Genomic DNA, 22589 nt, shown 5'->3' on the forward strand with positions numbered 1-22589 from the left:
TAAAAAAGGGGGGGGAAACCTCCCTTTTTTTATTGGTATGTTTTCTCAATATTATCGGATAGCTCTTTGTTGTTTTCCAACATATAGGCTATACTCCTGATAACGCGGTTGTGCTTTTTGACAAATGGATTTTCTTCATTCCAGACGTAACCAGCGAGTACTGCACATACTTTCTCCTTAACGTCTAGGTTTTCAGGTCTATGAAAGAATAGTGTCTGTAGATTGCCCGTATACCACTCTTTTACATACGTGGTGAATACATCAATACCGCGTTGCATATATTGTGTAAAATCTTTTTCCCAATCTATTTGCTCTCCATTAATCTCTCTCCATGCCAGTTTTGCTGCAAGTATGCCGGATTCGGTTGCAAAGCATACTCCGGATGAAAATACCGGATCTAGAAACTCAGAACTATTCCCGGTGAGAGCAAAACCATCACCATACATTTTAGTGACCGCTGCAGAATAGTTTTTTAGATGGATGGGGTCAAAGAGGAACTCGGTTCCGGCAAATCTTTTGACATAGAAATCGGAGAGCTGTATTGCCTTTTTCAGCGCTAAAGCGGTATCGCCATTTGCTGCGAGCTGTTCGATAAAAGCAGTGTCTGCTACTATTCCCAGACTTGTATTGCCATTGGAAAATGGGATAACCCAAAGCCATACTTCTGTATCCAGCACATCAAAAGAAATTTGTGTTCCTTCTACTCCTGCTGGTCTGTTGATGTCTTTGACATGAGAAAAGATGGCAGAATGTGGATTTAGTTTTGAAGGTTTGTCCAAGTGGAGCAATCTTGGTAATACCCGGCCGTATCCACTGGAATCGATTACAAATTTAGCTTTGATCTGTGATTCATTTCCTTCTTTATCCACAATGGTCGTTATAGAATCTGAGCCCTCAAAGGAGATCGCTGTCACCGTTGTTTCAAAGCTGATATCAACGCCCTTCTCGATCAGTGTGTCGGTCATGATCTTATCAAAATCTGCTCTAGGGATTTGCCAGGTCCAATCCCAACCTTCGCCAAATTTTTTGCTGAAGTCAAAAATACTGATCACCTGTCCCCGGATGAAACGGGCGCCAGGCTTCTTTTGGAAATTTTGTTTGTTGAGATTGTCTAGAAGACCTGCTTCTTCAAAGTGATCCATGACACGAGGAATGAGACTTTCGCCTACTACCAGTCTAGGAAATTTACTTTTTTCTACGACTTTGATATTTGCCCCTTGTTTCTGTAAATATCCAGCGGCAACACAGCCCGAAGGTCCAGCGCCAATAATCAAAATGTCAACTTCGCTTGTACTCATTCTATTAAAGAAACCAATTTTAACCTAAATAAAACTGCTTATTTAGTATTCCTCTTTGATCAAGGACTTTATTATAGCAGAAATGTGTTATTTTTGCACTCAGCTATTGACAAAGGTACTTAATTATCTTGTTGACAGAAGAAGATATTCTAAAATTGGAAGTAAAAAGAGGGTATATAAATTAATGATTTCTATTCATAAAGATCTTTCATTAGATCAGTTTGCAAATGTATTATTGCATCACGAACAGGTCGGCTTAGCCGCTGAAACCGTTGAGGTGGCTAAAGAGAGTTTTTCGTTTCTAAAGTCATTTATCGAGAATAAGATAATCTATGGTATAAATACGGGTTTTGGGCCTATGGCTCAGTATCGCATACAAGAGGCCGATCGCATTCAGTTACAGTACAATCTTATTCGTAGCCATGCTTCGGGAACTGGAGATCTGTTGCCGCCCGCTATTGTCAAAGCCGCTATGCTTACCCGCTTATGCAACCTTTCGAAAGGGAAATCTGGTGTGCACATCTCCGTATTGGAGCTGCTGCAGGAATTTATTAACCGCGATATTACCCCTGTTATCTTTGCACATGGAGGTGTTGGCGCGAGTGGTGATTTAGTGCAGTTAGCGCATTTAGCCCTGACATTAATCGGAGAGGGGGAGGTAATATACCAAGAAAAAAGGAGACCGACATCGGAGGTGTTCACAGAATTGGGGTTACGCCCTATTGCAGTAGAAATACGAGAAGGGATTTCCCTGATTAATGGGACCTCAGTGATGACGGGGACGGGAATGGTAAACTATTTCCACGCCAAGCAGCTCCTGTCTTGGTCTGTGAAGCTGTCTTCCATTATGAACGAATTAGTCAAGGCGCACGATGACCATTATTCGAATACCCTAAATGAGGTAAAAAAACATCAAGGACAGCAGGATATCGCTGCGATGATGCGTGCACACTTGGCCGATTCTAAATTGATTCGCAAGCGAGAAGAAGATTTGTATTCGGGCAATAATCTGGAGGAAATTTTTAAAGATAAGGTGCAGGAGTACTATTCGTTACGCTGTGTGCCTCAGATTCTGGGACCTATTTTAGAAACGATTGAACAGGTCGGTGTTATCCTGGAAAATGAGGTGAACTCGGTCAGTGACAATCCGATCATATCGGTGGAAGATCAGAATGTATACCACGGTGGTAATTTTCACGGGGATTATATCTCCTTAGAAATGGATAAATTGAAACTGGCTATTACTCGATTGACAATGTTGTCGGAGCGACAGTTGAATTATCTGATGAACGCCAAGATCAACGAGATTCTACCTCCATTTGTCAATATGGGGAAACTGGGCTTTAATTTTGGAATGCAAGGTGCTCAGTTTACGGCTACGTCGACTACAGCGGAGAACCAGACTCTTTCCAATTCGATGTACGTACATAGTATACCAAACAATAATGATAACCAGGATATTGTGAGTATGGGTACCAATGCAGCTGTTATTACACATAAGGTAATAGTCAATGCGTATGAGGTTTTGGCGATACAGCTCATATCTATTGCTCAGGCTATTGATATTCTATCCTATCAAGAGCTGGTTTCTTCTCCAACGAAAGAGCTTTATGAAGCGATAAGAAATATAATACCTGCTTTTTCAGAGGATAAACCGTTGTATACTGCGATCCAATCTGTGAAAGATTATTTAATGAAACAAGACGCGTCATGATGAAATATCCATATAGTACAGACTGCACAAATACGAATGACCGCGAAGCAGCATGCACAACAATCCGTGCATAATATAGTTTGGATATTCAGTCCCGACTGGTCGGGGCAAGTTAATGGCTATTAAAGAATAAATTATACACATATGAAATATCCATGTAGCACAGACTGCACAAACACGAATGAATATACTTTGGATATTCCATATGACAGATAAAAGACAAATTATATACATATGAAATGTGCATTAGTAACCGGAGGTTCCCGAGGTATAGGTCGAGCGATTTGTCAGAAATTAGCTGCTGATTTAAACTATTATGTCTTAATCAATTATCAGGGTAATGAAGCCGCTGCACGAGAAACGCTGCGGTTAATTGAAGATGCAGGGGGCAAGGGGGCCGTGTTGAAATTTGATGTTGCGGATGAAACGGCTGTGAATACCGCGTTGACAACCTGGATGGAAAATCACTCTGATGCGGTGGTTGAGGTGGTGGTTAATAATGCGGGTATTGCTAAAGACGGTTTGTTTATGTGGATGAAAAAAGAAGATTGGCAAAGCGTATTGGATATATCTTTGAATGGATTTTTTCATGTGACCAACTTTTTTATTCAGAAGATGTTACGTAGCCGTTATGGGCGTATCATCAATGTGGTCTCGGTTTCAGGGGTTAAGGGTACCGCTGGACAGACCAATTATTCAGCCGCTAAGGCGGGTGTAATTGGTGCGACAAAGGCGTTAGCCCAAGAGGTTGCTAAGCGTAATGTGACGGTGAATGCGGTTGCGCCAGGATTTATCCAGACTGATATGACGGCCGAAATGGATGAGCAGGAGTTGGTTAAGCTTATTCCGGCCAATCGGTTTGGGAAAGCAGAGGAAGTTGCAGATTTAATTTCATTTTTAGCATCCAAAAAATCTGGTTATATTACAGGTGAAATTATAAATATTAATGGTGGTATTTATTCTTAGACAGGTATGAGTAAAAGGGTGGTGATTACAGGGATGGGTATCTATTCTTGTATAGGGACAAACTTGGAAGAGGTGAGACAATCACTATTCGAGGGGAAATCGGGTATTGTAGTGGACGAGTCTAGAATAGGGTTTGGATTTAAATCACCGCTTACAGGAATGGTTCCTACTCCCAATCTTAAGAATGAACTGACTCGTAGGCAGCGAATCAGTATGGGTGAAGAGTCAGAGTATGCCTATATAGCTACCCGTGAGGCTTTACAACAAGCCAATATTGATCTTACTTACCTGGAGACTAACGAAGTCGGAATTTTGTATGGCAATGATAGCGTGTCTAAAGCCGTTATTGAGGCTACGGATATCGTGCGTGACAAAAAAGATACGCAACTCATAGGTTCAGGAGCTATTTTTAAGTCCATGAACTCCACCGTAACTATGAATCTAGCTACTATTTTAGGGCTCAGAGGAATTAATATGACCATCAGTGCGGCTTGCGCGAGTGGTTCGCATGCTATTGGCTTAGGTTATATGTTTATCAAGCAAGGCCTCCAGGATATGATTATTTGTGGAGGTGCACAGGAAATCAATCCTTACGCTATGGCTAGCTTTGATGGCCTGGGCGTATTTGCTGAGGATATTGAGCATCCGGAACTGGCATCGCGGCCTTTTGATACTGGCCGTACAGGATTGGTTCCGAGTGGAGGAGCAGCTACGGTTATTTTAGAGAGTTATGAGTCCGCTGTAAAACGTGGAGCTCCTATTATTGCAGAAGTCCTGGGATATGGTTTTTCTTCTAATGGTGGACATATTTCCACTCCAAATATCAATGGACCGGCATTGGCTATGCGTCGTGCTTTGGAGCAGTCTGGAATCGGAGCCGAGGATGTTGATTATATCAATGCCCATGCTACCTCTACACCTATTGGGGATGCCAATGAAGCGAAAGCAATATTAGAAGTATTCGGTGGGAAGCCTTTTGTGAGTTCTACAAAATCAATGACTGGACACGAATGTTGGATGGCTGGAGCAAGCGAGATTGTATATTCGACACTCATGATGCAGCATGGCTTTATTGCGCCTAATATCAATTTGAAACAAGTAGATAAGGAATTAGAGGAATTAAATTTAGTTTCCTCAACGATAAAACGAGAATTTGACATATATTTGTCAAATTCTTTTGGATTTGGTGGAACAAATTCAGCGGTGGTAGTTAAGAGATTTAATAATGAGTAACGCGGATATTAAGCAGAAGATAAATGAAATTTTAGTGGAGGAATTTGAGGTGGAAGCGGAGGTGATACAGCCCGAAGCTCCTCTTCGAGAATCTCTTGATTTGGATAGTTTGGACTATGTGGACCTGGTCGTGTTGATCGAGTCTAATTTTGGTGTCAAATTGGGGGAGTCAGATTTTGCAGGGATGACTACTTTTCAGGATTTTTATAACGTGATTGCACATAAAATATCGGTAAAATAAAATTAGATAACGATGAGCCAATGGGACGGAAGGTCGAAAGGAACACTCCTTGGCTATAAAATTTTTGTTTTCTTTATTAAGAAATTTGGCGTCCGTACTGCTTACGGACTTCTTGTTTTTGTAGCGCTCTATTATTTTCTGTTCTACCCCCGGAGTTTTAAGAATATCTTCTATTACCTCCATCAACGTCAGGGATTTTCAAAATGGACTTCCTTTTGGAAAGTATATCGTGTTTATTTTGTGTTTGGACAGACCATTATTGACAAAGTGGCTATTTCTGCGGGTATGCGCAACCAGTTTACGTATGATTTTGACGGAATAGACTCTCTTAAGGAAATTTTGCAAGAGCGTAGGGGAGGGATCTTGATTTCGGCCCATGTTGGTAATTTTGAAATTTCGGAGCAGTTTTTTTCGGATCTTGATCTCAGCTTTCAGATCAACCAGGTGACTGTAGATCAAGAAGTATCCGTGATTAAAGAATATTTGCAAACGATCGCCGGAAAATCTACTATAAAACATATCTACATCAAGGATGATATGTCGCATGTATTTGATATTAATGATGCGCTTTCTAACAACGAGTTGATTTGTTTTACGGGAGATCGTTATTTTGAAGGTTCTAAAGTATTGGAAGCGGAGCTATTGGGTAGGAAGGCTCTTTTTCCAGCAGGTCCTTTTCATTTGGCATCAAGATTGGGTGTGCCTATAATCTTTGTGTACGTCATGAAAGAGACAAGTAGCCATTACCATCTTTATGCGCGCCGTGCAGGAGCAGTTAAGCGTAGGGATGCACAAGCTGCATTGGAAGCGTATGTAAAAAGTGTGGAGGGAATCTTATCCCGCTATCCGTTACAATGGTTTAACTTCTTTGATTTTTGGAATAGAGAGGAGAGGGCTTCTCCATAGATTATGAAAAATGTTTTAGTAATTTACTACAGTCAGTCTGGACAGCTCGAAGAAATCGCTCAATCCATAGCGCGTCCTTTTTTGGATGATGCGGATGTGAGGCTTGATTTTTACGAGATTCGTACGGTTCATTCTTTTCCTTTTCCTTGGCGAGGGGATGTTTTTTTTGATGTTTTTCCGGAGACTTTTCAGCAAATTCCGGAAGAGATTCATCCTCCGGCACCGCATATTTTAGAGCGTAAGTATGACCTGATTTTATTTCATTATCAAGTTTGGTATTTGACACCCTCTATTCCGACTAATTCTTTTCTCAAAAGTGATTATGCCAAGACCCTCTTGGGAGAGACGCTGGTTGTAACCATTAGTGGATCCCGTAATATGTGGGCCAAGGCACAGGATAAGGTAAAAGCTTTATTGCTCCAGAATGGTGCTCAATTAGTAGGAAATATTGCATTGACAGATAGACATCATAATATGATCTCGGTGGTGACTATCGTAGATTGGTTGTTTTCTGGAGTAAAACGGAAGGCCTACGGTATATTCCCTCTGCCTGGGGTAGCAGATCAGGAGATTAGAGGTGCATCCAAATATGGAGAGACCATTCTTTCTCGATTGAAGGAAGGAGATTTCAGGGGCATGCAGGAATCATTGTTGGCCCAGGGGGCGGTTGATTTTCGGTTTTTCTTAGTTTCGATGGACAAGAAGGCTAATCGGATGTTTCATATCTGGTCAACGTTGATTCTCAAAAACCCGAGAAAACGCAGCGTGTTGGTCTCCTGTTTTAAATATTATGTGATTTTTGCTATATATTTTCTGTCCCCTATTGTATTTTTAATCGAATTATTGCTGTTTCCGATTTTATATTTTGCTAGAATTAAAAAGGAAAAGGCCCATTATCAAGGTATTTAACAGATGAATCAAGTTTTTATAAATCGTGTAAGTAAATTTTTGCCCAATGAACCCATTGTTAATGAAGATATGGAGATATATCTTGGTAAAATTAACGATAGGGAATCTAAAGCTAAGCGCATTGTTTTGCGGAATAACGGTATACAGACCCGGTATTATGCGCTTACAAAAGATGGTGTGCCTACGCATACGAACGTACTGCTTACTGCAAATGCTATCCGCAATCTGTTGGATGCGGATTTTAAAGCTTCGGATATTCAATTGATTTCTTGTGGTACCTCCTCTCCCGATTATTTGATGCCTTCGCACGCTGTGATGGTTCATGGAGAGTTGAAGAATGGACAGTCGGAAGTTAATTCTGCTTCGGGCAACTGTTGTGCGGGTATGAATGCCCTAAAATTTGGTTATCTGTCGGTAAAGGCTGGAAATACTGCGAATGCGGTATGTACCGGCTCTGAGCGCATGTCTTCCTGGATGTTGGCCGATCATTATAATAAGGAGGTTGAAAACCTTAAAGATCTGGAAGAACAGCCAATTATTGCTTTTAATAAGGATTTTTTACGCTGGATGCTTTCTGATGGAGCGGGGGCAATGCTTTTGGAAAATGAGCCAAGAGGACCTCTCCCGATGCGTATCGAATGGATAGAGGGGTACTCTTACGCACATGAGCTCGAAGTGTGTATGTACGCTGGGGCTGACAAGCTTGCTAATGGTGATCTAAAGCCCTTCAGTGATTATCATTCTGTAGAATGGCTTAATCAATCTGTTTTTGCTGTTAAGCAGGATACAAAACTCTTGGATAAATATATTTTGGATAAAGGGGTCGAAAGTATGAAGGACGCCATGGAGAAGCATGGTATTACCCCTGAGGATGTGGACTACTTACTGCCCCATGTTTCGTCACATTATTTTGTAGACGGTCTTTATGATCGCTTTGCGAAAGCAGGAATAGAGATTACAAGGGACAAATGGTTTATGAACTTACGTTCTGTCGGTAATGTGGGAGCGGGTTCGGTGTACCTGATGTTAGAAGAATTAGTCCATTCTGGACGTTTGCAAAAAGGACAACGTATTTTGTTGTGTGTACCTGAGAGTGCACGTTTTACCTATTCTTACGCCTATTTAACTGTTTGCTAATGGTTCCGGTACAAGGAGAAGATATCTTGAAGTTAATTCCACAGCGGTTTCCTATGGTGATGATCGATAGGTTACTTGCATACACCTTAGAGACCGTTGTTGTTGATTTTGAAGTAAAGGTGGATAATCTTTTTGTCCTCGGTATCCACATGCAGGAGAGCGGATTATTAGAACATATGGCACAGTCGGTGGCAGCGCACACGGGCTATAGTTACTATATCCGTGGCGAACAAGCGCCTACTGGATATATCGGTTCCATTCAGAAAGCTGAAGTGCACAGATTACCTTCATTAGGGGAGGTGTTAACCAGTCGGGTGGAGATTGTTCAAGAATTTATGGGCGTTACCTTGGTGCATATAGAAACATATATAGCAGAGGAATGTATAGGCTCTGCGCAGATGAAAACAGTTATTGCTTCAACGTCTTGATATGGCAACAGAATCTATCAAAATACCAATTCATGAGTTTTTACCACATAGGGAGCCTATGTTGATGGTAGATTATATTGTTGAGATCAGTCAAGGGCATGTGATATGTGAATATACGATCGAATCTGACTGTGTGTTTCTGGCGGACAACGCGCTACAGGAGGTCGGGTTGATAGAACATATGGCGCAGACCTGTTCGTCCATCGTGGGACAAAACTATTATACCGCTGATTATGATCCGGAGATCGATGAGCGTGTTATTGGATTCATCTCTGCGATTAAAAGTGTAAGTATTGCGTGTCTGCCCGACAAAGGAGAGTGTATCCGTACGACTGCCAGTTTGGTTTCTCAGTTTGAAGGTGTGGGGTATACCATATGTACCATGTCGGTTATCGCAGAAGTACAGGGCAACAAAATAGCAGAGGCTGAGATCAATTTATTCTTACAGGAGCGTGAGTTTTAATAGCCATTAAATAAACAAGCCGATCCGCCAGTTGGCGGATCATGAGATAAATGCGAAGCATTCATGAGTTCCATCGAGAAAACAAATAAATGCACGAATAATTATATACATATGAAAAAGTCGGAAGTACCTCAGGATAGTGGCCGGATTGTGCAAAAAGGCTCTCGAGAAATGTATTATGCTGTAGATGAGGATGGTAAATATACTACGGCCTTGAGTACAGGCTGGGAAGCGAAAAACATTGTACAGGATCACACGATGGAAGTTCTTCAGGCAGAAATCGATCAGGCTAAGGCGGATGTAAAGGCGGGAAAGCGGAGCCCTGTCTATTATTATATGTTATTGACGAGAATGGATGTAGGCGTTCTGTCGGGTTATACAGGTTTTTGGCAATGGCGTATTAAGCGTCATTTCCGACCAACGGTATTTAATAAATTGAGTGATGATCGGTTACAGAAGTATGCTGATGCATTTGATATTACAGTAGCAGAGTTAAAGAATTTTAAAGGAGATTAATGCAGTTAGATTTTACACATCACCAATCTGCACATTGTGAAAGTGGGGTGGCTTCAAACTTATTAAAAGATAAGGGACTCAATCTCTCTGAGCCTATGGTGTTTGGCTTGGGGGCGGGTATTTTTTATGTCTATCTGCCTTTTTTGAAGGTCAGTAATGCTCCGGGACTGAGTTATCGTCCTATGCCAGGGTGGATCTTTAGCCGTATGGCCAAGCGTTTGGGGATTAAGATTGAGCGGAAGAAGTTTTCGAGTCCGGCTAAGGCTCAACAGCAGCTGGATGAGAACCTAAAACAGCATATCCCTTCAGGATTACAGGTAGGGGTCTATCATCTACCGTATTTTCCGGATGATTACAGGTTCCATTTCAATGCCCATAATCTGGTTATCTATGGTAAGGAAGGCAGTGAGTATCTCGTGAGCGATCCTACTATGGAAGGTGTCCACCGGCTGACGGAAAAGGAGTTGGAACGGGTGCGTTTTGCAAAAGGTGTACTGGCTCCGAAAGGGCATTTATATTATCCAACCTATGTGCCTGCTGAGCATGATATTGATTGGGTAAAAGCTATTCGCAAGTCGATACGGAAAGCCTGCAATGATATGTTGGCTCCTGTTCCTATAGTCGGGGTAAGGGGAATGCGTACGGTAGCCAAGGCTATTGCCAATTGGCCCCAAAAGGTGGGGGTACCGAAGGCCAATTATTACTTGGCTCAGATGGTACGTATGCAGGAGGAGATAGGTACAGGGGGTGGTGGTTTCCGTTATATTTACTCCGCTTTCTTGCAGGAGGCGGGACATAAGACCAATAATGCTGCTTTACTCGATTTATCCAAAGAAATGACAGCGATTGGCGATCTGTGGCGTGATTTTGCTGTTAATGCTTCTCGGGTATATAAAAAGAGGAGTAATCAAGATGATGTGTATAATACATTGTCTGCGGAGTTGCTTCACTTGGCGGATCTTGAAGAAGCTTTTTTTAAGAAGCTGAAAAAAGCTGTTTAGATAATATGGAGATCATTCGAATAGATAGTCTTTCTAAGAAATATAAAGACAGCGATTATTACTCGGTGGAGAATCTCAGTCTTCAGATTTCCGAGGGGGAGGTGTTTGGACTATTGGGACCGAATGGTGCTGGTAAGACGACATTAATCTCGATGCTATGTGGTCTGGTCAAGCCTACGTCAGGTAGCTTTACTATTGCTGGTCTTTCTTATCGGGAATCGGCCATGGCTATCCGCCGATTGATTGGTGTTGTTCCACAGGAATATGCATTGTATCCCACACTGACCGCTACGGAGAATCTGGTTTATTTTGGGGCGATGTATGGCTTGAAAGGAAAGAATCTAAACCAATTGGTGGAGGCGGGTTTAGCAGAAATGGGGCTATCCAAGTTTGCACATAAAAAAATAGGCGCTTTTTCGGGAGGTATGAAACGTAGGGTCAACCTATTGGCGGGAATTCTACATGATCCAAAATTGCTTTTTTTGGATGAACCTACCGTTGGGGTGGACGTGCAGTCTAAAAACGCAATTCTTGATTTTTTGAAAGAGCGAAACCAATCGGGTATGACCTTGGTATATACTTCGCACCATCTTATTGAAGCGCAAGAATTGTGTGATCGTATTGCCATTATTGAAGGAGGAAAGGTTATCGCTCAGGGGACACCTCAGGAATTGATTCACACGACTCAGGACGCACGCAATTTGGAAGATGTGTTTATTGCATTGACAGGAAGGGGGCTTAGAGATGCTATATAAGTTGGGGATGGCTATTCGGAAGGAGCTCATCCTTCAATCTCGAGATATTGGCGGGCTTATTATTCTTTTCGTGATGCCTATGGTTCTGTTGGTTACCATTACTATGGTGCAGAAGGGATCCTTTGACTCTATCACGGGGACTCGGATTCCTGTGCTGTTAGTCGATAATGATCGAGGAGAGATTGCGGAGACGGTTAGAAAAGAATTAGGGAGTACAGGGAATTTTGCAATTGTCGAGGAGATCGGTGATCAGACGCTGTCCGAGGCATCCGCCAAGGATGCTGTCTTTAGAGGAGATTATCAATTGGCTATTGTACTTCCACCAAAATTGAGTGACGATCTGAATCTACATATTAAACAGAACGTGGATAGAGTAATGGCGGAGTTTTCGTATTCCGATTCGGATACGGTCCATGCTGCTGCGGTGACAATCCAAAAGAAGGATGTTAATCTGTATTTTGATCCTGCTACACAGGAATCTTTTAAAACTGCGATAAAAAGTTCTATCGATAAGCTGATTGCTACGATAGAGAAAGATAAGGTTTACAAAGTATTTCAGGAAGAACTGGGAGTCAGCGAAGAAGCTGTGTTTGATCAGGATCAGATTCTCCAATACCGTGAGATTGGCCCTGCGGAAGGAGGAGCTGCGATAAAGCCTAGTGCTGTACAGCACAATGTACCAGCTTGGTCTTTATTCGCTATTTTCTTTATCGTTGTCCCTCTTTCTATCAATATCGTGAAAGAAAAGTCACAGGGTACTATGGTCCGTCTTATCACGAATCCTGTGCCTTATACGTTGTTTCTTTTGGGGAAGACTTTTACGTATCTGTTGGTTAGCCTGATTCAATTTTATTTGATGCTTGTGGTTGGGGTATATATATTTCCACTGCTGGATTTGCCTTCCTTTGAGGTCGGTGCTAATTTTATGCAGTTGTCTACCATGGCGCTTTTTGCAGGGCTTGCCGCTATAGGTTTTGGTATCTTATTAGGAACGATAGCCACGACACAGGAACAGTCTGCTCCATTTGGGGCTACATTTGTTGTTATTTTGGCGGCGATAGGCGGGGTGTGGGTGCCTGTTTTTGTGATGCCTGCTGTGATGCAGACTATTTCAAGGCTTTCTCCCATGAACTGGGCACTGAACGGTTTTTATGATATTTTGCTCCGGCAGGGGAGTTGGATGGCTATTCTGCCTCAACTAATTTTATTACTTTTGTTTTTTATGCTTACGTTGCTGATAGCGGTCCTCTATGATAAGAAGAAAAGAACTATATAGTGAAGCGAGCCATTTGACCGTGTCCAAATGGGGGGATGTGCGGTTCAATGAGGTGGATTCCTTGGGGATTGTATGGCATGGCCATTATATCACTTTTTTTGAAGATGGACGTGAAGCTTTTGGCAGAGAACATGGTATAGATTATTTGACTGTGCAGGCTGCAGGTTATACGATACCCATTGTTAAGTCCGTTTGTGAACATAAGTTGCCGTTGCGTTATGGGGAGAAGTTTAGAGTAGATACTTCTTTTGTGAACACTCCTGCTGCCAAGGTGGTTTTTAGGTATCGAATATTTAACGAACAGGATGAGCTGGTCTGTATAGGAGAGACCACACAGGTCTTCTTGGATAGTGAGGGATTATTGACATTGAATACGCCGGATTTTATGCTTCGTTGGAAGAAGAAGGTGGGGTTATTATAGTGTTTAAGCCGGTATACATATCGTCAGTAAATTGTGTTACTCCACTAGGTATGGATCTGGATAGCAATTGGTCTGCCTTAATGCGGAGCGAAAGCGCCATCCGTACAGTAGATATAGGGATGCTTAAAAGTGTACCTGTGGCTCGCTTTGCTGATCCACTGGCATTAATGAAAGATCTGTCTTTATCTTTTCTGGAAAATCTGTCTTTACAGGTGGTGGTACCACTGTTAAAGGATAAAACTATTACAGAGCGAACAGGATTTGTCCTTTCGACAACGAAAGGGAATATAGATAAACTGCGGTCTACTTCTGCTCAGGAAGCTCAATTGGGGAGAATGGGGGAAGTACTGGCCGATAGATTTGGTTTTACTGCTAAACCCATCGTTGTTTCTCATGCCTGTGTTTCGGGATTGTTGGCGGTATCCGTTGCCAAACGATTGATACAGATGGGACAATATGATGAGGTATTGGTATTGGCGGCTGATCAGGTCAGTGAATTTGTGCTGTCTGGGTTTCAGTCGTTTCAAGCAATGAGTAGTGGGCCGTGTCGTCCGTTTGATGTGGAACGTGATGGCGTGACTTTGGGAGAAGCTGTTGCTGCGGCTTGGGTCACTGGGCAGCGGGCAGGTAGTTTGGTACAGGTTCTGGGCGAAGGGGCGATCAATGACGCGAATCATATATCCGGACCTTCGCGCACAGGGGAGGGACTGGTACGGAGTGTAGCGGCCGCTTTTAAGGAGGCTGATATTACAGGTGACCGTATTGATTTTATCTCGGCGCATGGTACAGCAACATTGTATAACGATGAGATGGAAGCTATCGCATTTGATCGTATAGGCTTATCAGGGGTGCCTACGCATAGTTTAAAAGGCTATTATGGTCATACTTTGGGAGCTTCTGGTTTGTTGGAGTTGGTGATATCTATCAAGTCCATGTATGAAAATAGGTTAGTTGCGACCAAGGGCTTTGCTAACCTGGGAACGTCCAAATACCTCCATGTTATTCAGGATACGGCCTCGGCGGCTTTAAATTGTTGCCTGAAGACTGCTTCTGGTTTTGGGGGGAGCAATACGGCTATGATTATAAAAAAGGTGTAGTGGCAGAGACATTTTACATATCAGCATATACCACAGTGTTTGATCGACAGGTGGCGATCAACGGAGAGGTTGTGTATTCGAGTGAAGCAAGTTCCTTTGCTACGTTTGTGAAAGAAGCTGTGAAAAATATTCAGGTCGATTATCCTAAGTTTTATAAGATGGATAATCTGAGTAAGTTGACCTTCACAGCGGGCGAATACCTTTTACGGAATAGGGCTACTGTAGAGGATACTGCCGTTATCTTGGCAAATCGGTCAGGGAGTCTGGACACGGATAGCCGGCATTGGGAGACGATTCAGGACGAAACGAATTATTATCCTAGCCCTGCTATATTTGTATATACATTGGCAAATATCTGTGCAGGAGAGCTGTGTATACGGCATCATTTGCTTGCGGAGAATGCCTTTTTTGTGTCTGACGGCTATGATGCGGAGAGTTTGCATGCTTATGCAGCGTATCTGTTGCTGTCTGGGAAGGCATCACGTGTGTTGTGTGGTTGGGTGGAATTATTTGGTGAAGAATATAAGGCGGTCATGTATACAGTAGAACGTACTGGGATATTACCGCATACGATAGAACAAATTGATCAATTATTTTTAATATAAAAATGGAAGAATTAAAAGAAGAGCTAAAAGGTAAGATCATTGAGGTTTTAAATTTGGAAGATATTGAAGTATCCGATATCAATGATGATGACTCCTTGTTTGGAGATGGTCTGGGATTGGATTCTATCGATGCTTTAGAGCTTATTGTTCTGCTGGATAAAGGCTATGGTATCAAATTGAGTGATCCTAAGCAAGGTAAGGCTATATTTGAATCGATCAATACAATGGCTGATTTTATCTCGAAAAATAGAACCAAATAGCTGATGTCACGCGGTGTAGGTATTACCGGAATGGGAATTGTTTCGGCCATAGGTCTTTCTGTGGAGGAGAATCTATTGGCTCTGTCTCAATCACGGTGTGGAATAAGCCGCATTGATAATTTTGATACGAGGCATCGGGATAATGTCTTGGTTGGTGAGATCAAGCTTTCCAATCGTGATTTAGAAGATCGCATAGGCCTTACAAAAGGACATAGTCTGACCCGAACGGGGATGCTGGGCATTCTGGCTGCCCGTCAGGCATTGCAGCAGGCGGAACTTGATCTGAAAGATACGTCTATCCGTACGGGATTGATTTCTTCTACTAGTGTAGGAGGAATGGATGTTACCGAAAAATATTTCTATGCCTATATGCAGGACGTAGAATTACAGCATTATATACGTAGTCACGATGCTGGTGTATCTACGCAACAGATTGCTGATGATCTAGGGCTGAGGGGTGCCGTCACGACCATCAGTACGGCTTGTTCTTCGGCTGCCAACGCGATTATGCTAGGGGCTAGGCTCATAAAGAGTGGCCGGTTGGACCGCGTTATCGTGGGAGGGACGGACGCTTTGAGCAAGTTCACCTTGAATGGCTTTAATACGCTCATGATTTTGTCGGATACCTATTGTAGACCTTTTGATCAGCATCGTAAAGGGCTGAACCTGGGAGAAGCAGCAGCTTATTTGGTTTTGGAATCGGAGGAGTTGATTGCGAAAGAAGAAAAGACGGTATTGGCGCGTGTTGTTGGTTATGGTAACGCGAATGATGCCTTCCATCAAACGGCATCGTCCGAGAATGGTGAGGGGGCATTTTTAGCTATGCAGAAGGCTTTTGCTGTCGGTGGAATAGAACCTCGCCAAATTGATTATATCAACGTGCATGGAACGGCTACACCCAATAACGATCTGTCTGAGGGTAGGGCTCTTTTGCGGGCTTTTGGTGAAAAAGTGCCGATATTCAGTTCAACCAAGTCCTTCACAGGACATACCTTGGCGGCGGCAGCTGCAATAGAGGCTGTGTATAGTGTTTTGGCTATCCAAGAAGGAATGGTATTTCCTAACCTTCATTTTGAGACGGCCATGGAGGAGTTTGATCTCATTCCACAAGTGGATGTATTGCATAAGGAGATTGACTATGTATTGTCCAATTCTTTTGGCTTTGGAGGGAATTGTTCGACGTTAATTTTGGGGAGGTAGTTGTCAAGTGAACAAGTTATCAAGAGTTTAGTTTTCTGGATAACACGATTACAAGATAACTTGATAACTGTTTTAAAAGAAGAAATGAAAGAAAAGTGTTTTATTCGAGGTATTGGTGTGGTCTCTGCACAGGGGATCTGGCGGTCTGATTTTTTTGATGAGGCTGTAGAGATTACCGTGAGTAAAGCTTATGCTGAACAGCCTTCTTACAAAGAGCTTATTGCCCCTAATATGATCAGGCGTATGTCCAAAGGGATCAAAATGGGCATATATGCTGCGCAGCAGGCCTTAGATGAGGCAGGTGTGAGCGAATTAGATGCTGTAATTACGGGTACAGGCCTAGGCTGTTTGGAGGATTCGGAGAAATTTCTAAAAAATGTGTTGGATAACGATGAGGAGTTTTTGACACCTACTTCATTCATTCAGTCTACGCATAATACTGTGGGTGCACAGATAGCGCTGCGATTGGGCTGTAAAGCTTATAATTTTACTTACGTGAATGGAGCGGTATCCTTTGAATCGGCCTTGTTGGACAGTTTGGAACAGCTGCAGGGAGGTGATGCACATTCGATACTTGTTGGTGGCATCGATGAAATATCGGGACATACTTTTACGCTAAAGCAATTGATCGGAGAAGTGAAGGCTGACGATGTACAAGAAACAATACGAACATCCAATAGTGCAGGGGTCAATTACGGTGAAGGTGCTACGTTCTTTACGCTTAGCCATGTTTCTTCTGTAGACAGCTATGCGGAAGTGGTGGATGTATGCGTGCAAAATCGACTGGACAAAGAGGAGTTGGCTGATTTTGTAGATCGTTTTCTCGACGTTAATAAACTGGATCGATCCGTTATTTCGGCGTTGGTTCTTGGTAATAGCGGTGATATAACATATGATCATTATTTTGAGGAGTTAGGGAAATTGTTCGAAGATCGGGTACAGTTGTACTATAAGCATCTTTACGGGCATTCTGATATCGCCTCGGCCTTTGGTATGGCTACCGCCGCTTATGTGTTGAAAGAACAGTCTATCCCGGAGAATATTGTTTGGAAGGCGGGAAAACAAATACCGCTTACTTACGTTTTATTATATAACCAGTATAAAGGTAGAGATCATAGCTTGGTGTTGTTGAAAAGAAGTTAGGGAGTTATCGAGTGAACAAGTTGTGAAGTTATCAACAGTTTAGTTTTCTGGATAACAGGATCACTTGATAACAGGATAACACGAAAATTATAAAAATATGTTCAGACATAAAAATATCGTTCCGGTTTTATTGTCCTTAGGGATATTGGCAGCGATATTGGCTTTGTTTTCCGTTATTTCTTGGTCTTGGTGCTTTCTTTTGATTATGCTTTGGATAGGACTAACGACTTGGGGCTCGTTTGATATTCGCCAAAGTTATTTTACCGATGTTTTTTATAAAAAGACAAGGCATGACGGACGAAGCTTAGCGCTTACGTTTGATGATGGACCGACACCGATTACGGAGGATTTCTTGGATTTGTTGAAAAGCTACGATGCAAAAGCTACATTTTTCTGCATCGGTAAACAGATCAATAAGCACCCTCGTATATTTAAACGTATTTTAGAGGAGGGGCATACGATCGGTAATCACACGATGATGCATTCCAAAGCATTTGGTTTTCTTACCGCGGAGCAGGTTATTTTGGAGATTGATAGTTGTGATGCGGTTGTTAATGACCTGGTACCACTGAAGCCCCGTCTTTTCCGCCCACCTTTTGGGGTGACTAATCCACCAATGGCCAAGGCAGTCCAACAGACCAAACATCAAGTTATTGGGTGGAGTATTCGCTCATTGGATACGGTTCTTACCAATGAGGACAAAATCTATGAACGAGTGGTCCGAAGGTTGCAGCCTGGTGATATCGTTTTGTTTCATGATACCTCCGTAAAAACTCTTAGGGTATTAGAACGGGTACTTGTTTATATGAAAGAGCGTGATTGGCATTCGGTAACTGCGGATGAATTGCTAAATTTGCACGCATATGAAGATTAATTTTTTGTTATCCTTTTTTTTAGCGTTTTATGTTTCTTTCGGTGTTGCTCAGGAGCAAAAAATGTCTGCTTCCGAGATTTCCTCTTTTCAGAATTTAATGCGTAAAACGGCTCAGATCAAAACATTGACAGCTGATTTTGTACAGTACAAAAAAGTCGGTTATGTTAAGAATGAGTTGATTTCTTCGGGTAAGTTTTATGTGAAGAATCCAGATAAGCTGGCGTGGTTTTATAGCAACCCTACGGCTTATACCATGGTTTTCAATGATAAAAAGATGATGATCGAAGAGAAGGGAAAGAAAAAGATCATGGATATGGGGCGTAGTAAACAGTTTGAGAAGATCAGTCAAGCGATACAGGCCAATATGAATGGTGGCACCTATCAAGGGACAGAGTTCTCCCCCTCTTATTTTCAAAGTAATAAACTGTATATTCTAAAATTAGATCCTATTGCTAAAGAGGTTAAAAAGGCTATGAAGCAATTGGTTGTCAGTTTTGATAAATCCACCTATCAGGTCGCGGAGGTCATGTTATTGGATAATTCAAATGGTTCTACACGTTTCGTGTTTACCAATCATAAGATAAACACGACATTGGCAGAATCGATTTTTGATCTTTAACTCGTTTTGTAAGATTGCTGTCTTGTTTTTTCAGACTGTTTTTTCCGTACATCTATATTACGCTATTAGGGGCTGTATCAGAGTAGAACTCATCGTCATTTCGACTGCACTATCTTTCGCTCGATGACTAATCCCGATTTGGGGATGACGAGGGAGCTTCAATGATGATACAGCCACCCAGCTTCTATTTTTGAAATTTATTCTTCCATTCTGGAGAGTTGAATTTTTCTTCTATTTTGCGTGCATTTTCCTCGATTTTAGCAATATGAGCTTTCCATTCTGGAGAGTTATATTTTTCTTCAATTTTGCGCGCATTTTCTTCGATCTTGGCAATGTGAGCTAACCATTCCGGAGAGTTATATTTTTCTTCAATTTTTCGTGCATTTTCTTCAATCTTGGCAATGTGAGCTTTCCATTCTGGGGAGTTGAATTTTTCTTCTACTTTTTTACGGGTATCTTCCTCGATTTTGGCAATATGAGCTTTCCATTCTGGAGAGTTATATTTTTCTTCAATTTTGCGTGCATTTTCTTCGATTTTGGCGATATGAGCCAACCATTCCGGAGAGTTGAATTTTTCTTCAATTTTACGGACATTTTCCTCCATCTCGACCAGGTATGCTTCCTGCTCCGGTGCTTTTAACTTTTCTTGGATCTGCTGCCCCATTTTATTGGTGTCGGGTAGGATGAGCGGATGTATGGTGTTTTTGACCGAATCATCTAATAAGTTGATGTCCGTCAGTGAGGTGATGGCAGGGGCTGGGAGTATAGTGGTCCCGCTGGATAGACTATCTGCTTTTGTTGTTAGGGCTTTTTTATCATTTGCTGGGCTCTCGGCATTTGGCTTGGTCCAGGCTACTGATATCAAGGTAAAGGCCACTAGTAATGAAGCGGCTAACTGATGCTTGAGATTGGTATATGATGTTTCCATTCTTGCTTGAGTTATTCTTTTTATTCTATGTAATAGTTTATGCTCCGTTCCGGTGGCAGCAAGACTCATTCTAAGAGAATTAGCATTCTGCTTTAGTAATTCGACATTAAGAAGTGCTTTTGCATAAAGCGTAGGTTCAGGAAAAAATTGTACAACGCGGTCATCGCAGGCTTGTTCACGCTCTGTCCGGATGTGTCTAGACATAAGCCATATAAATGGATTGAAAAATAGGATTGTTTCGAGTATGATGTTTATCATATTTAACAAATAGTCGTTGCGTTTAATATGTGCCAATTCATGTAGTAGAAGTGCTTCTACTTCAGAAAGAGACATCTTGTTGACATAGGCAACTGGAAAGATAATGACGGGTTTGAAAAAGCCCATTGCCAGAGGTTCATAAATAGCTTCCGATAATAGTAATTTTACATCTTTAGTGATACCGAGACTAATGATACTATCGTAAAAACGCTGTTGCCAAGTGTGGGGAACAGGGAAGTTTGAAATCCGTTTTAGATTTTTAATGCGGAGATAGCTATTGGCACATAATATAGATTGTACAAGAATACCGAGCAGATATAGAGGAACAATATAAATAAAGTATTGCTGTATGGTGGGCTGGGCTTCTTGGAAATACTCCATATAGAATAACATTTTGCTTTCTTCAGGCAGAGCGATGTGCTTCCCTGATAAAAACGAATAGTCCAATAGATTGAAAAATGTGTAAGTGAAGCTTATAAAAACGATAAGCTGAGCTGTTAAGGCAAGGTTGTGCTTTGTGTTGGCTTTTAATCCGGGAATAGCGAGATATAGCCCAAATAGAATAAGGTATATAGCGGCTCCTTGCCATAAGGAATGTAGGAGACTCCAACCTAATGCTGTGCTGATAGATGACATCAATGCTTCCATGTTACTTGTTTTCTAGTTGATTTAAATAATCTTTGATCAAGTCTATTTCTTCTTTGCTGGCCTTATGGTTACCTAGTGCCTGCATGACCAATCTTGAAGTCGAACCGTTGTATACGGTATCAATCATTTTGTTCAAGAATTGATTTTGCGTTTTTTCTTTATTGATATTGGCGGTATAGATATGTGTTTTTGAAGAAGTGTCGCGGATCACCATTTTCTTCTCATGCATAATCTGCATAAGTTTAAGGATCGTGGTATATCCGACATCTTTTTTATCTAGGGTTTCGAAGACTTCGCGTACGCTACATTGTCCTTTGTTCCAAAGAACCTGCAGGATTTCCATTTCACTCTCAGTGGGTTTCATCTTTTCTTAAGTTTATCTACGAATCTTTTCGTAATCAAATCTACGAAAGAATTCGTAAATACAAAATAAAAAATGAATTGAAATTTTTTCTAGCTGGGTCATTAGGAAATTAGCAGTGAGATACAGTGGAGATATACTACAGATATAGTGGAGAATCTACTAAGATGGTAGATGCTTCCGAAATGCCTTATAGGTTATAGCGTATCAGGTCTAAGTATAACACGCTATCAACACGGAGAGAACACGGACTCAAGTCCGATGGAGTGGCTTTTGGAGTTGAATCGTTGATGCACTGTCTGTGTCTTAACAGCGAATGGGGTTCGCTTGTTCAATATACGGTTGCTTCGTCATGATGGGAGGGCTCGAGTCATCGTGTATTCTCTTTTTTATAGATTTCTGCCCAAAGGTGCTGCCGAATATGGATCATTTTATATAAGTTTGAAGACTAAAGAGGACATATGCTTTTACAGGATTTTTATAGTGTACAGACATTAAAGCAGCTCGATGAGCAAAAGTATAGCGCGGATATTACTTTGAATAAGGATCATGCTATTTTTAAGGGACATTTTCCGGATAAGCCTGTGACTCCTGGGGTGTGTATGATGCAGATTGTCAAGGAGCTGAGTGAACAGGTTTTACAGAGGAAGCTTTTTATGTATAAATCTTCCAATGTGAAGTTTATGGCTTTGATCAATCCAGAAGTGAATGCGGATCTAAGATTGGAACTTGACTTTTCGGGTTCGGACGAGTCTGATTATAAGGTGAAAAATACGACCTATTTTGAAGATACGGTCGCGTTAAAATTGGTATGTACATTTAAGGTGAAATAGATGGTTAATACTTTGATATCTTTTTTGTTGACAATCTCCTTTTGGTTTCAAATCGATTTATCTTCGGTTCGCTCGAATTTTGAAAAATCGGATACCTCTAAAGAGGCTGCTGCGACATTGTATAATCAGCTCAAGAATTATAATAAAACGGATCCGGTGTTGCTGGCTTATAAAGGGGCGGCCTATGCTATGCAAGCTCGCTATGCCTCCGATCGAAAAGACAAAAAAGAGCTTTTTGTTGCAGGGGCTAAGGATATCGAAAGTGCTGTCGCTGCTGCGCCCAATAATGTGGAGATCCGTTTGGTACGACTGATTATTCAGGAGAATACGCCCAAAATCCTAAAGTATAAAGGAAATATTAATACGGATAAGCAAATGATTTTGTCTAATTTTGGTTCGCAGACCAAGGTGGTGAAAGATATGGTCAAGCGCTATGCCGATAGCCGTTCGGCTGTCTTTACTGCGGCTGAATTGCGTACATTAACCCCGTAGAACTCGT

Annotated in this window: 26 protein-coding genes; 23 read left to right on the forward strand and 3 right to left on the reverse strand. The window is 41.8% G+C overall.

The genetic code is table 11. The features are described 5' to 3' along the window. Positions 1 to 29 precede the first annotated feature (29 nt). Positions 30 to 1298: an NAD(P)/FAD-dependent oxidoreductase gene (locus JKG61_RS13155; RefSeq protein ID WP_202103444.1), complete on the reverse strand. Its 1269-nt coding sequence runs from the start codon at positions 1296 to 1298 to the stop codon at positions 30 to 32. 184 nt (positions 1299 to 1482) lie between these two features. On the opposite strand from JKG61_RS13155, the gene JKG61_RS13160 reads away from it, so the two are divergent. The 21 genes from JKG61_RS13160 (at position 1483) to JKG61_RS13260 (ending at position 19062) form a co-directional block, all read left to right on the forward strand. Next, positions 1483 to 3012, forward strand: coding sequence for an HAL/PAL/TAL family ammonia-lyase (locus tag JKG61_RS13160; RefSeq protein ID WP_202103445.1), 1530 nt, complete (start codon positions 1483 to 1485; stop codon positions 3010 to 3012). 234 nt (positions 3013 to 3246) lie between these two features. After that, positions 3247 to 3978, forward strand: a complete 732-nt coding sequence (gene fabG, locus JKG61_RS13165) for a 3-oxoacyl-ACP reductase FabG (RefSeq protein WP_202103446.1) — start codon at positions 3247 to 3249, stop codon at positions 3976 to 3978. Between the two features lie 6 nt (positions 3979 to 3984). Then, complete coding sequence (locus JKG61_RS13170; protein ID WP_202103447.1) at positions 3985 to 5211, forward strand: beta-ketoacyl-[acyl-carrier-protein] synthase family protein; 1227 nt, start codon at positions 3985 to 3987, stop codon at positions 5209 to 5211. After that, complete coding sequence (locus tag JKG61_RS13175) at positions 5204 to 5452, forward strand: acyl carrier protein (protein ID WP_021071159.1); 249 nt, start codon at positions 5204 to 5206, stop codon at positions 5450 to 5452. Before JKG61_RS13170 ends, JKG61_RS13175 begins: the two co-directional genes overlap by 8 nt. Before the next feature lie 12 nt (positions 5453 to 5464). Continuing rightward, positions 5465 to 6358: an LpxL/LpxP family acyltransferase gene (locus JKG61_RS13180; RefSeq protein WP_202103448.1), complete on the forward strand. Its 894-nt coding sequence runs from the start codon at positions 5465 to 5467 to the stop codon at positions 6356 to 6358. A gap of 3 nt (positions 6359 to 6361) precedes the next feature. Further along, positions 6362 to 7267, forward strand: a complete 906-nt coding sequence (locus JKG61_RS13185) for a hypothetical protein (protein ID WP_202103449.1) — start codon at positions 6362 to 6364, stop codon at positions 7265 to 7267. A gap of 3 nt (positions 7268 to 7270) precedes the next feature. Continuing rightward, positions 7271 to 8404, forward strand: coding sequence for a beta-ketoacyl-ACP synthase III (locus JKG61_RS13190; protein WP_021071162.1), 1134 nt, complete (start codon positions 7271 to 7273; stop codon positions 8402 to 8404). After that, positions 8404 to 8832: a hypothetical protein gene (locus JKG61_RS13195; RefSeq protein ID WP_021071163.1), complete on the forward strand. Its 429-nt coding sequence runs from the start codon at positions 8404 to 8406 to the stop codon at positions 8830 to 8832. Before JKG61_RS13190 ends, JKG61_RS13195 begins: the two co-directional genes overlap by 1 nt. Before the next feature lies 1 nt (position 8833). Continuing rightward, positions 8834 to 9295, forward strand: a complete 462-nt coding sequence (locus JKG61_RS13200; protein WP_202103450.1) for a hypothetical protein — start codon at positions 8834 to 8836, stop codon at positions 9293 to 9295. A 111-nt stretch (positions 9296 to 9406) separates the two neighbouring features. Beyond that, on the forward strand, positions 9407 to 9811 hold the full coding sequence (locus tag JKG61_RS13205) for a hypothetical protein (protein WP_202103451.1): 405 nt from the start codon (positions 9407 to 9409) through the stop codon (positions 9809 to 9811). Then, positions 9811 to 10812, forward strand: a complete 1002-nt coding sequence (locus tag JKG61_RS13210) for a BtrH N-terminal domain-containing protein (protein ID WP_202103452.1) — start codon at positions 9811 to 9813, stop codon at positions 10810 to 10812. The genes JKG61_RS13205 and JKG61_RS13210 overlap by 1 nt, the downstream gene beginning before the upstream one ends. 5 nt (positions 10813 to 10817) lie before the next feature. Beyond that, positions 10818 to 11567 (forward strand): ABC transporter ATP-binding protein, encoded by a 750-nt coding sequence (locus JKG61_RS13215; protein WP_202103453.1) that lies wholly within the window; start codon positions 10818 to 10820, stop codon positions 11565 to 11567. Positions 11568 to 11574: 7 nt separating this feature from the next. Next, on the forward strand, positions 11575 to 12843 hold the full coding sequence (locus JKG61_RS13220; protein WP_202103454.1) for an ABC transporter permease: 1269 nt from the start codon (positions 11575 to 11577) through the stop codon (positions 12841 to 12843). Further along, a complete protein-coding gene (locus tag JKG61_RS13225; RefSeq protein ID WP_202103455.1) occupies positions 12818 to 13264 on the forward strand; it encodes an acyl-CoA thioesterase in 447 nt (148 codons plus the stop codon). The genes JKG61_RS13220 and JKG61_RS13225 overlap by 26 nt, the downstream gene beginning before the upstream one ends. Then, positions 13237 to 14361 (forward strand): beta-ketoacyl synthase N-terminal-like domain-containing protein, encoded by a 1125-nt coding sequence (locus JKG61_RS13230; RefSeq protein ID WP_202103456.1) that lies wholly within the window; start codon positions 13237 to 13239, stop codon positions 14359 to 14361. The genes JKG61_RS13225 and JKG61_RS13230 overlap by 28 nt, the downstream gene beginning before the upstream one ends. Next, on the forward strand, positions 14361 to 14966 hold the full coding sequence (locus JKG61_RS13235) for a beta-ketoacyl-[acyl-carrier-protein] synthase family protein (protein WP_202103457.1): 606 nt from the start codon (positions 14361 to 14363) through the stop codon (positions 14964 to 14966). Before JKG61_RS13230 ends, JKG61_RS13235 begins: the two co-directional genes overlap by 1 nt. 2 nt (positions 14967 to 14968) lie before the next feature. Further along, positions 14969 to 15226, forward strand: a complete 258-nt coding sequence (locus tag JKG61_RS13240; RefSeq protein WP_021071172.1) for a phosphopantetheine-binding protein — start codon at positions 14969 to 14971, stop codon at positions 15224 to 15226. 3 nt (positions 15227 to 15229) lie between these two features. Continuing rightward, positions 15230 to 16426: a beta-ketoacyl-[acyl-carrier-protein] synthase family protein gene (locus JKG61_RS13245; protein ID WP_202103458.1), complete on the forward strand. Its 1197-nt coding sequence runs from the start codon at positions 15230 to 15232 to the stop codon at positions 16424 to 16426. An 84-nt stretch (positions 16427 to 16510) separates the two neighbouring features. Further along, positions 16511 to 17569, forward strand: coding sequence for a beta-ketoacyl synthase N-terminal-like domain-containing protein (locus JKG61_RS13250; RefSeq protein WP_202103459.1), 1059 nt, complete (start codon positions 16511 to 16513; stop codon positions 17567 to 17569). 97 nt (positions 17570 to 17666) lie between these two features. Continuing rightward, positions 17667 to 18443 (forward strand): polysaccharide deacetylase family protein, encoded by a 777-nt coding sequence (locus JKG61_RS13255; RefSeq protein WP_202103460.1) that lies wholly within the window; start codon positions 17667 to 17669, stop codon positions 18441 to 18443. Next, a complete protein-coding gene (locus JKG61_RS13260; protein ID WP_202103461.1) occupies positions 18433 to 19062 on the forward strand; it encodes an outer membrane lipoprotein carrier protein LolA in 630 nt (209 codons plus the stop codon). The genes JKG61_RS13255 and JKG61_RS13260 overlap by 11 nt, the downstream gene beginning before the upstream one ends. A gap of 184 nt (positions 19063 to 19246) precedes the next feature. Here JKG61_RS13260 and JKG61_RS13265 read toward each other — a convergent pair whose 3' ends face one another. Beyond that, positions 19247 to 20896 carry a M56 family metallopeptidase gene (locus JKG61_RS13265; RefSeq protein WP_202103462.1) on the reverse strand — a complete coding sequence of 550 codons (1650 nt, stop codon included), beginning with the start codon at positions 20894 to 20896 and terminating at the stop codon, positions 19247 to 19249. A 1-nt stretch (position 20897) separates the two neighbouring features. Further along, entirely contained in the window at positions 20898 to 21260 is a 363-nt protein-coding gene (locus JKG61_RS13270) for a BlaI/MecI/CopY family transcriptional regulator (RefSeq protein ID WP_021071178.1), read from the reverse strand. A 458-nt stretch (positions 21261 to 21718) separates the two neighbouring features. Between JKG61_RS13270 and JKG61_RS13275 the strand changes: the two genes are divergently transcribed. Both JKG61_RS13275 and JKG61_RS13280 read left to right on the forward strand, forming a co-directional pair. Continuing rightward, positions 21719 to 22090 (forward strand): hotdog family protein, encoded by a 372-nt coding sequence (locus tag JKG61_RS13275; RefSeq protein WP_202103463.1) that lies wholly within the window; start codon positions 21719 to 21721, stop codon positions 22088 to 22090. Continuing rightward, entirely contained in the window at positions 22091 to 22582 is a 492-nt protein-coding gene (locus JKG61_RS13280) for a hypothetical protein (RefSeq protein WP_202103464.1), read from the forward strand. The last annotated feature ends 7 nt before the right edge of the window (positions 22583 to 22589 follow it).

Source organism: Sphingobacterium faecale (assembly GCF_016746095.1).
Taxonomy (GTDB): Bacteria; Bacteroidota; Bacteroidia; order Sphingobacteriales; family Sphingobacteriaceae; genus Sphingobacterium; species Sphingobacterium faecale.

What these genes read in the sequence shown, in the direction of transcription:
- JKG61_RS13155 (WP_202103444.1), bottom strand. Translation starts at nt 1,298, where the DNA reads ATGAGTACAAGCGAAGTTGACATTTTGATTATTGGCGCTGGACCTTCG.
- JKG61_RS13160 (WP_202103445.1), top strand. Translation starts at nt 1,483, where the DNA reads ATGATTTCTATTCATAAAGATCTTTCATTAGATCAGTTTGCAAATGTA.
- fabG (WP_202103446.1), top strand. Translation starts at nt 3,247, where the DNA reads ATGAAATGTGCATTAGTAACCGGAGGTTCCCGAGGTATAGGTCGAGCG.
- JKG61_RS13170 (WP_202103447.1), top strand. Translation starts at nt 3,985, where the DNA reads ATGAGTAAAAGGGTGGTGATTACAGGGATGGGTATCTATTCTTGTATA.
- JKG61_RS13175 (WP_021071159.1), top strand. Translation starts at nt 5,204, where the DNA reads ATGAGTAACGCGGATATTAAGCAGAAGATAAATGAAATTTTAGTGGAG.
- JKG61_RS13180 (WP_202103448.1), top strand. Translation starts at nt 5,465, where the DNA reads ATGAGCCAATGGGACGGAAGGTCGAAAGGAACACTCCTTGGCTATAAA.
- JKG61_RS13185 (WP_202103449.1), top strand. Translation starts at nt 6,362, where the DNA reads ATGAAAAATGTTTTAGTAATTTACTACAGTCAGTCTGGACAGCTCGAA.
- JKG61_RS13190 (WP_021071162.1), top strand. Translation starts at nt 7,271, where the DNA reads ATGAATCAAGTTTTTATAAATCGTGTAAGTAAATTTTTGCCCAATGAA.
- JKG61_RS13195 (WP_021071163.1), top strand. Translation starts at nt 8,404, where the DNA reads ATGGTTCCGGTACAAGGAGAAGATATCTTGAAGTTAATTCCACAGCGG.
- JKG61_RS13200 (WP_202103450.1), top strand. Translation starts at nt 8,834, where the DNA reads ATGGCAACAGAATCTATCAAAATACCAATTCATGAGTTTTTACCACAT.
- JKG61_RS13205 (WP_202103451.1), top strand. Translation starts at nt 9,407, where the DNA reads ATGAAAAAGTCGGAAGTACCTCAGGATAGTGGCCGGATTGTGCAAAAA.
- JKG61_RS13210 (WP_202103452.1), top strand. Translation starts at nt 9,811, where the DNA reads ATGCAGTTAGATTTTACACATCACCAATCTGCACATTGTGAAAGTGGG.
- JKG61_RS13215 (WP_202103453.1), top strand. Translation starts at nt 10,818, where the DNA reads ATGGAGATCATTCGAATAGATAGTCTTTCTAAGAAATATAAAGACAGC.
- JKG61_RS13220 (WP_202103454.1), top strand. Translation starts at nt 11,575, where the DNA reads ATGGCTATTCGGAAGGAGCTCATCCTTCAATCTCGAGATATTGGCGGG.
- JKG61_RS13225 (WP_202103455.1), top strand. Translation starts at nt 12,818, where the DNA reads ATGATAAGAAGAAAAGAACTATATAGTGAAGCGAGCCATTTGACCGTG.
- JKG61_RS13240 (WP_021071172.1), top strand. Translation starts at nt 14,969, where the DNA reads ATGGAAGAATTAAAAGAAGAGCTAAAAGGTAAGATCATTGAGGTTTTA.
- JKG61_RS13245 (WP_202103458.1), top strand. Translation starts at nt 15,230, where the DNA reads ATGTCACGCGGTGTAGGTATTACCGGAATGGGAATTGTTTCGGCCATA.
- JKG61_RS13250 (WP_202103459.1), top strand. Translation starts at nt 16,511, where the DNA reads ATGAAAGAAAAGTGTTTTATTCGAGGTATTGGTGTGGTCTCTGCACAG.
- JKG61_RS13255 (WP_202103460.1), top strand. Translation starts at nt 17,667, where the DNA reads ATGTTCAGACATAAAAATATCGTTCCGGTTTTATTGTCCTTAGGGATA.
- JKG61_RS13260 (WP_202103461.1), top strand. Translation starts at nt 18,433, where the DNA reads ATGAAGATTAATTTTTTGTTATCCTTTTTTTTAGCGTTTTATGTTTCT.
- JKG61_RS13265 (WP_202103462.1), bottom strand. Translation starts at nt 20,896, where the DNA reads ATGGAAGCATTGATGTCATCTATCAGCACAGCATTAGGTTGGAGTCTC.
- JKG61_RS13270 (WP_021071178.1), bottom strand. Translation starts at nt 21,260, where the DNA reads ATGAAACCCACTGAGAGTGAAATGGAAATCCTGCAGGTTCTTTGGAAC.
- JKG61_RS13275 (WP_202103463.1), top strand. Translation starts at nt 21,719, where the DNA reads ATGCTTTTACAGGATTTTTATAGTGTACAGACATTAAAGCAGCTCGAT.
- JKG61_RS13280 (WP_202103464.1), top strand. Translation starts at nt 22,091, where the DNA reads ATGGTTAATACTTTGATATCTTTTTTGTTGACAATCTCCTTTTGGTTT.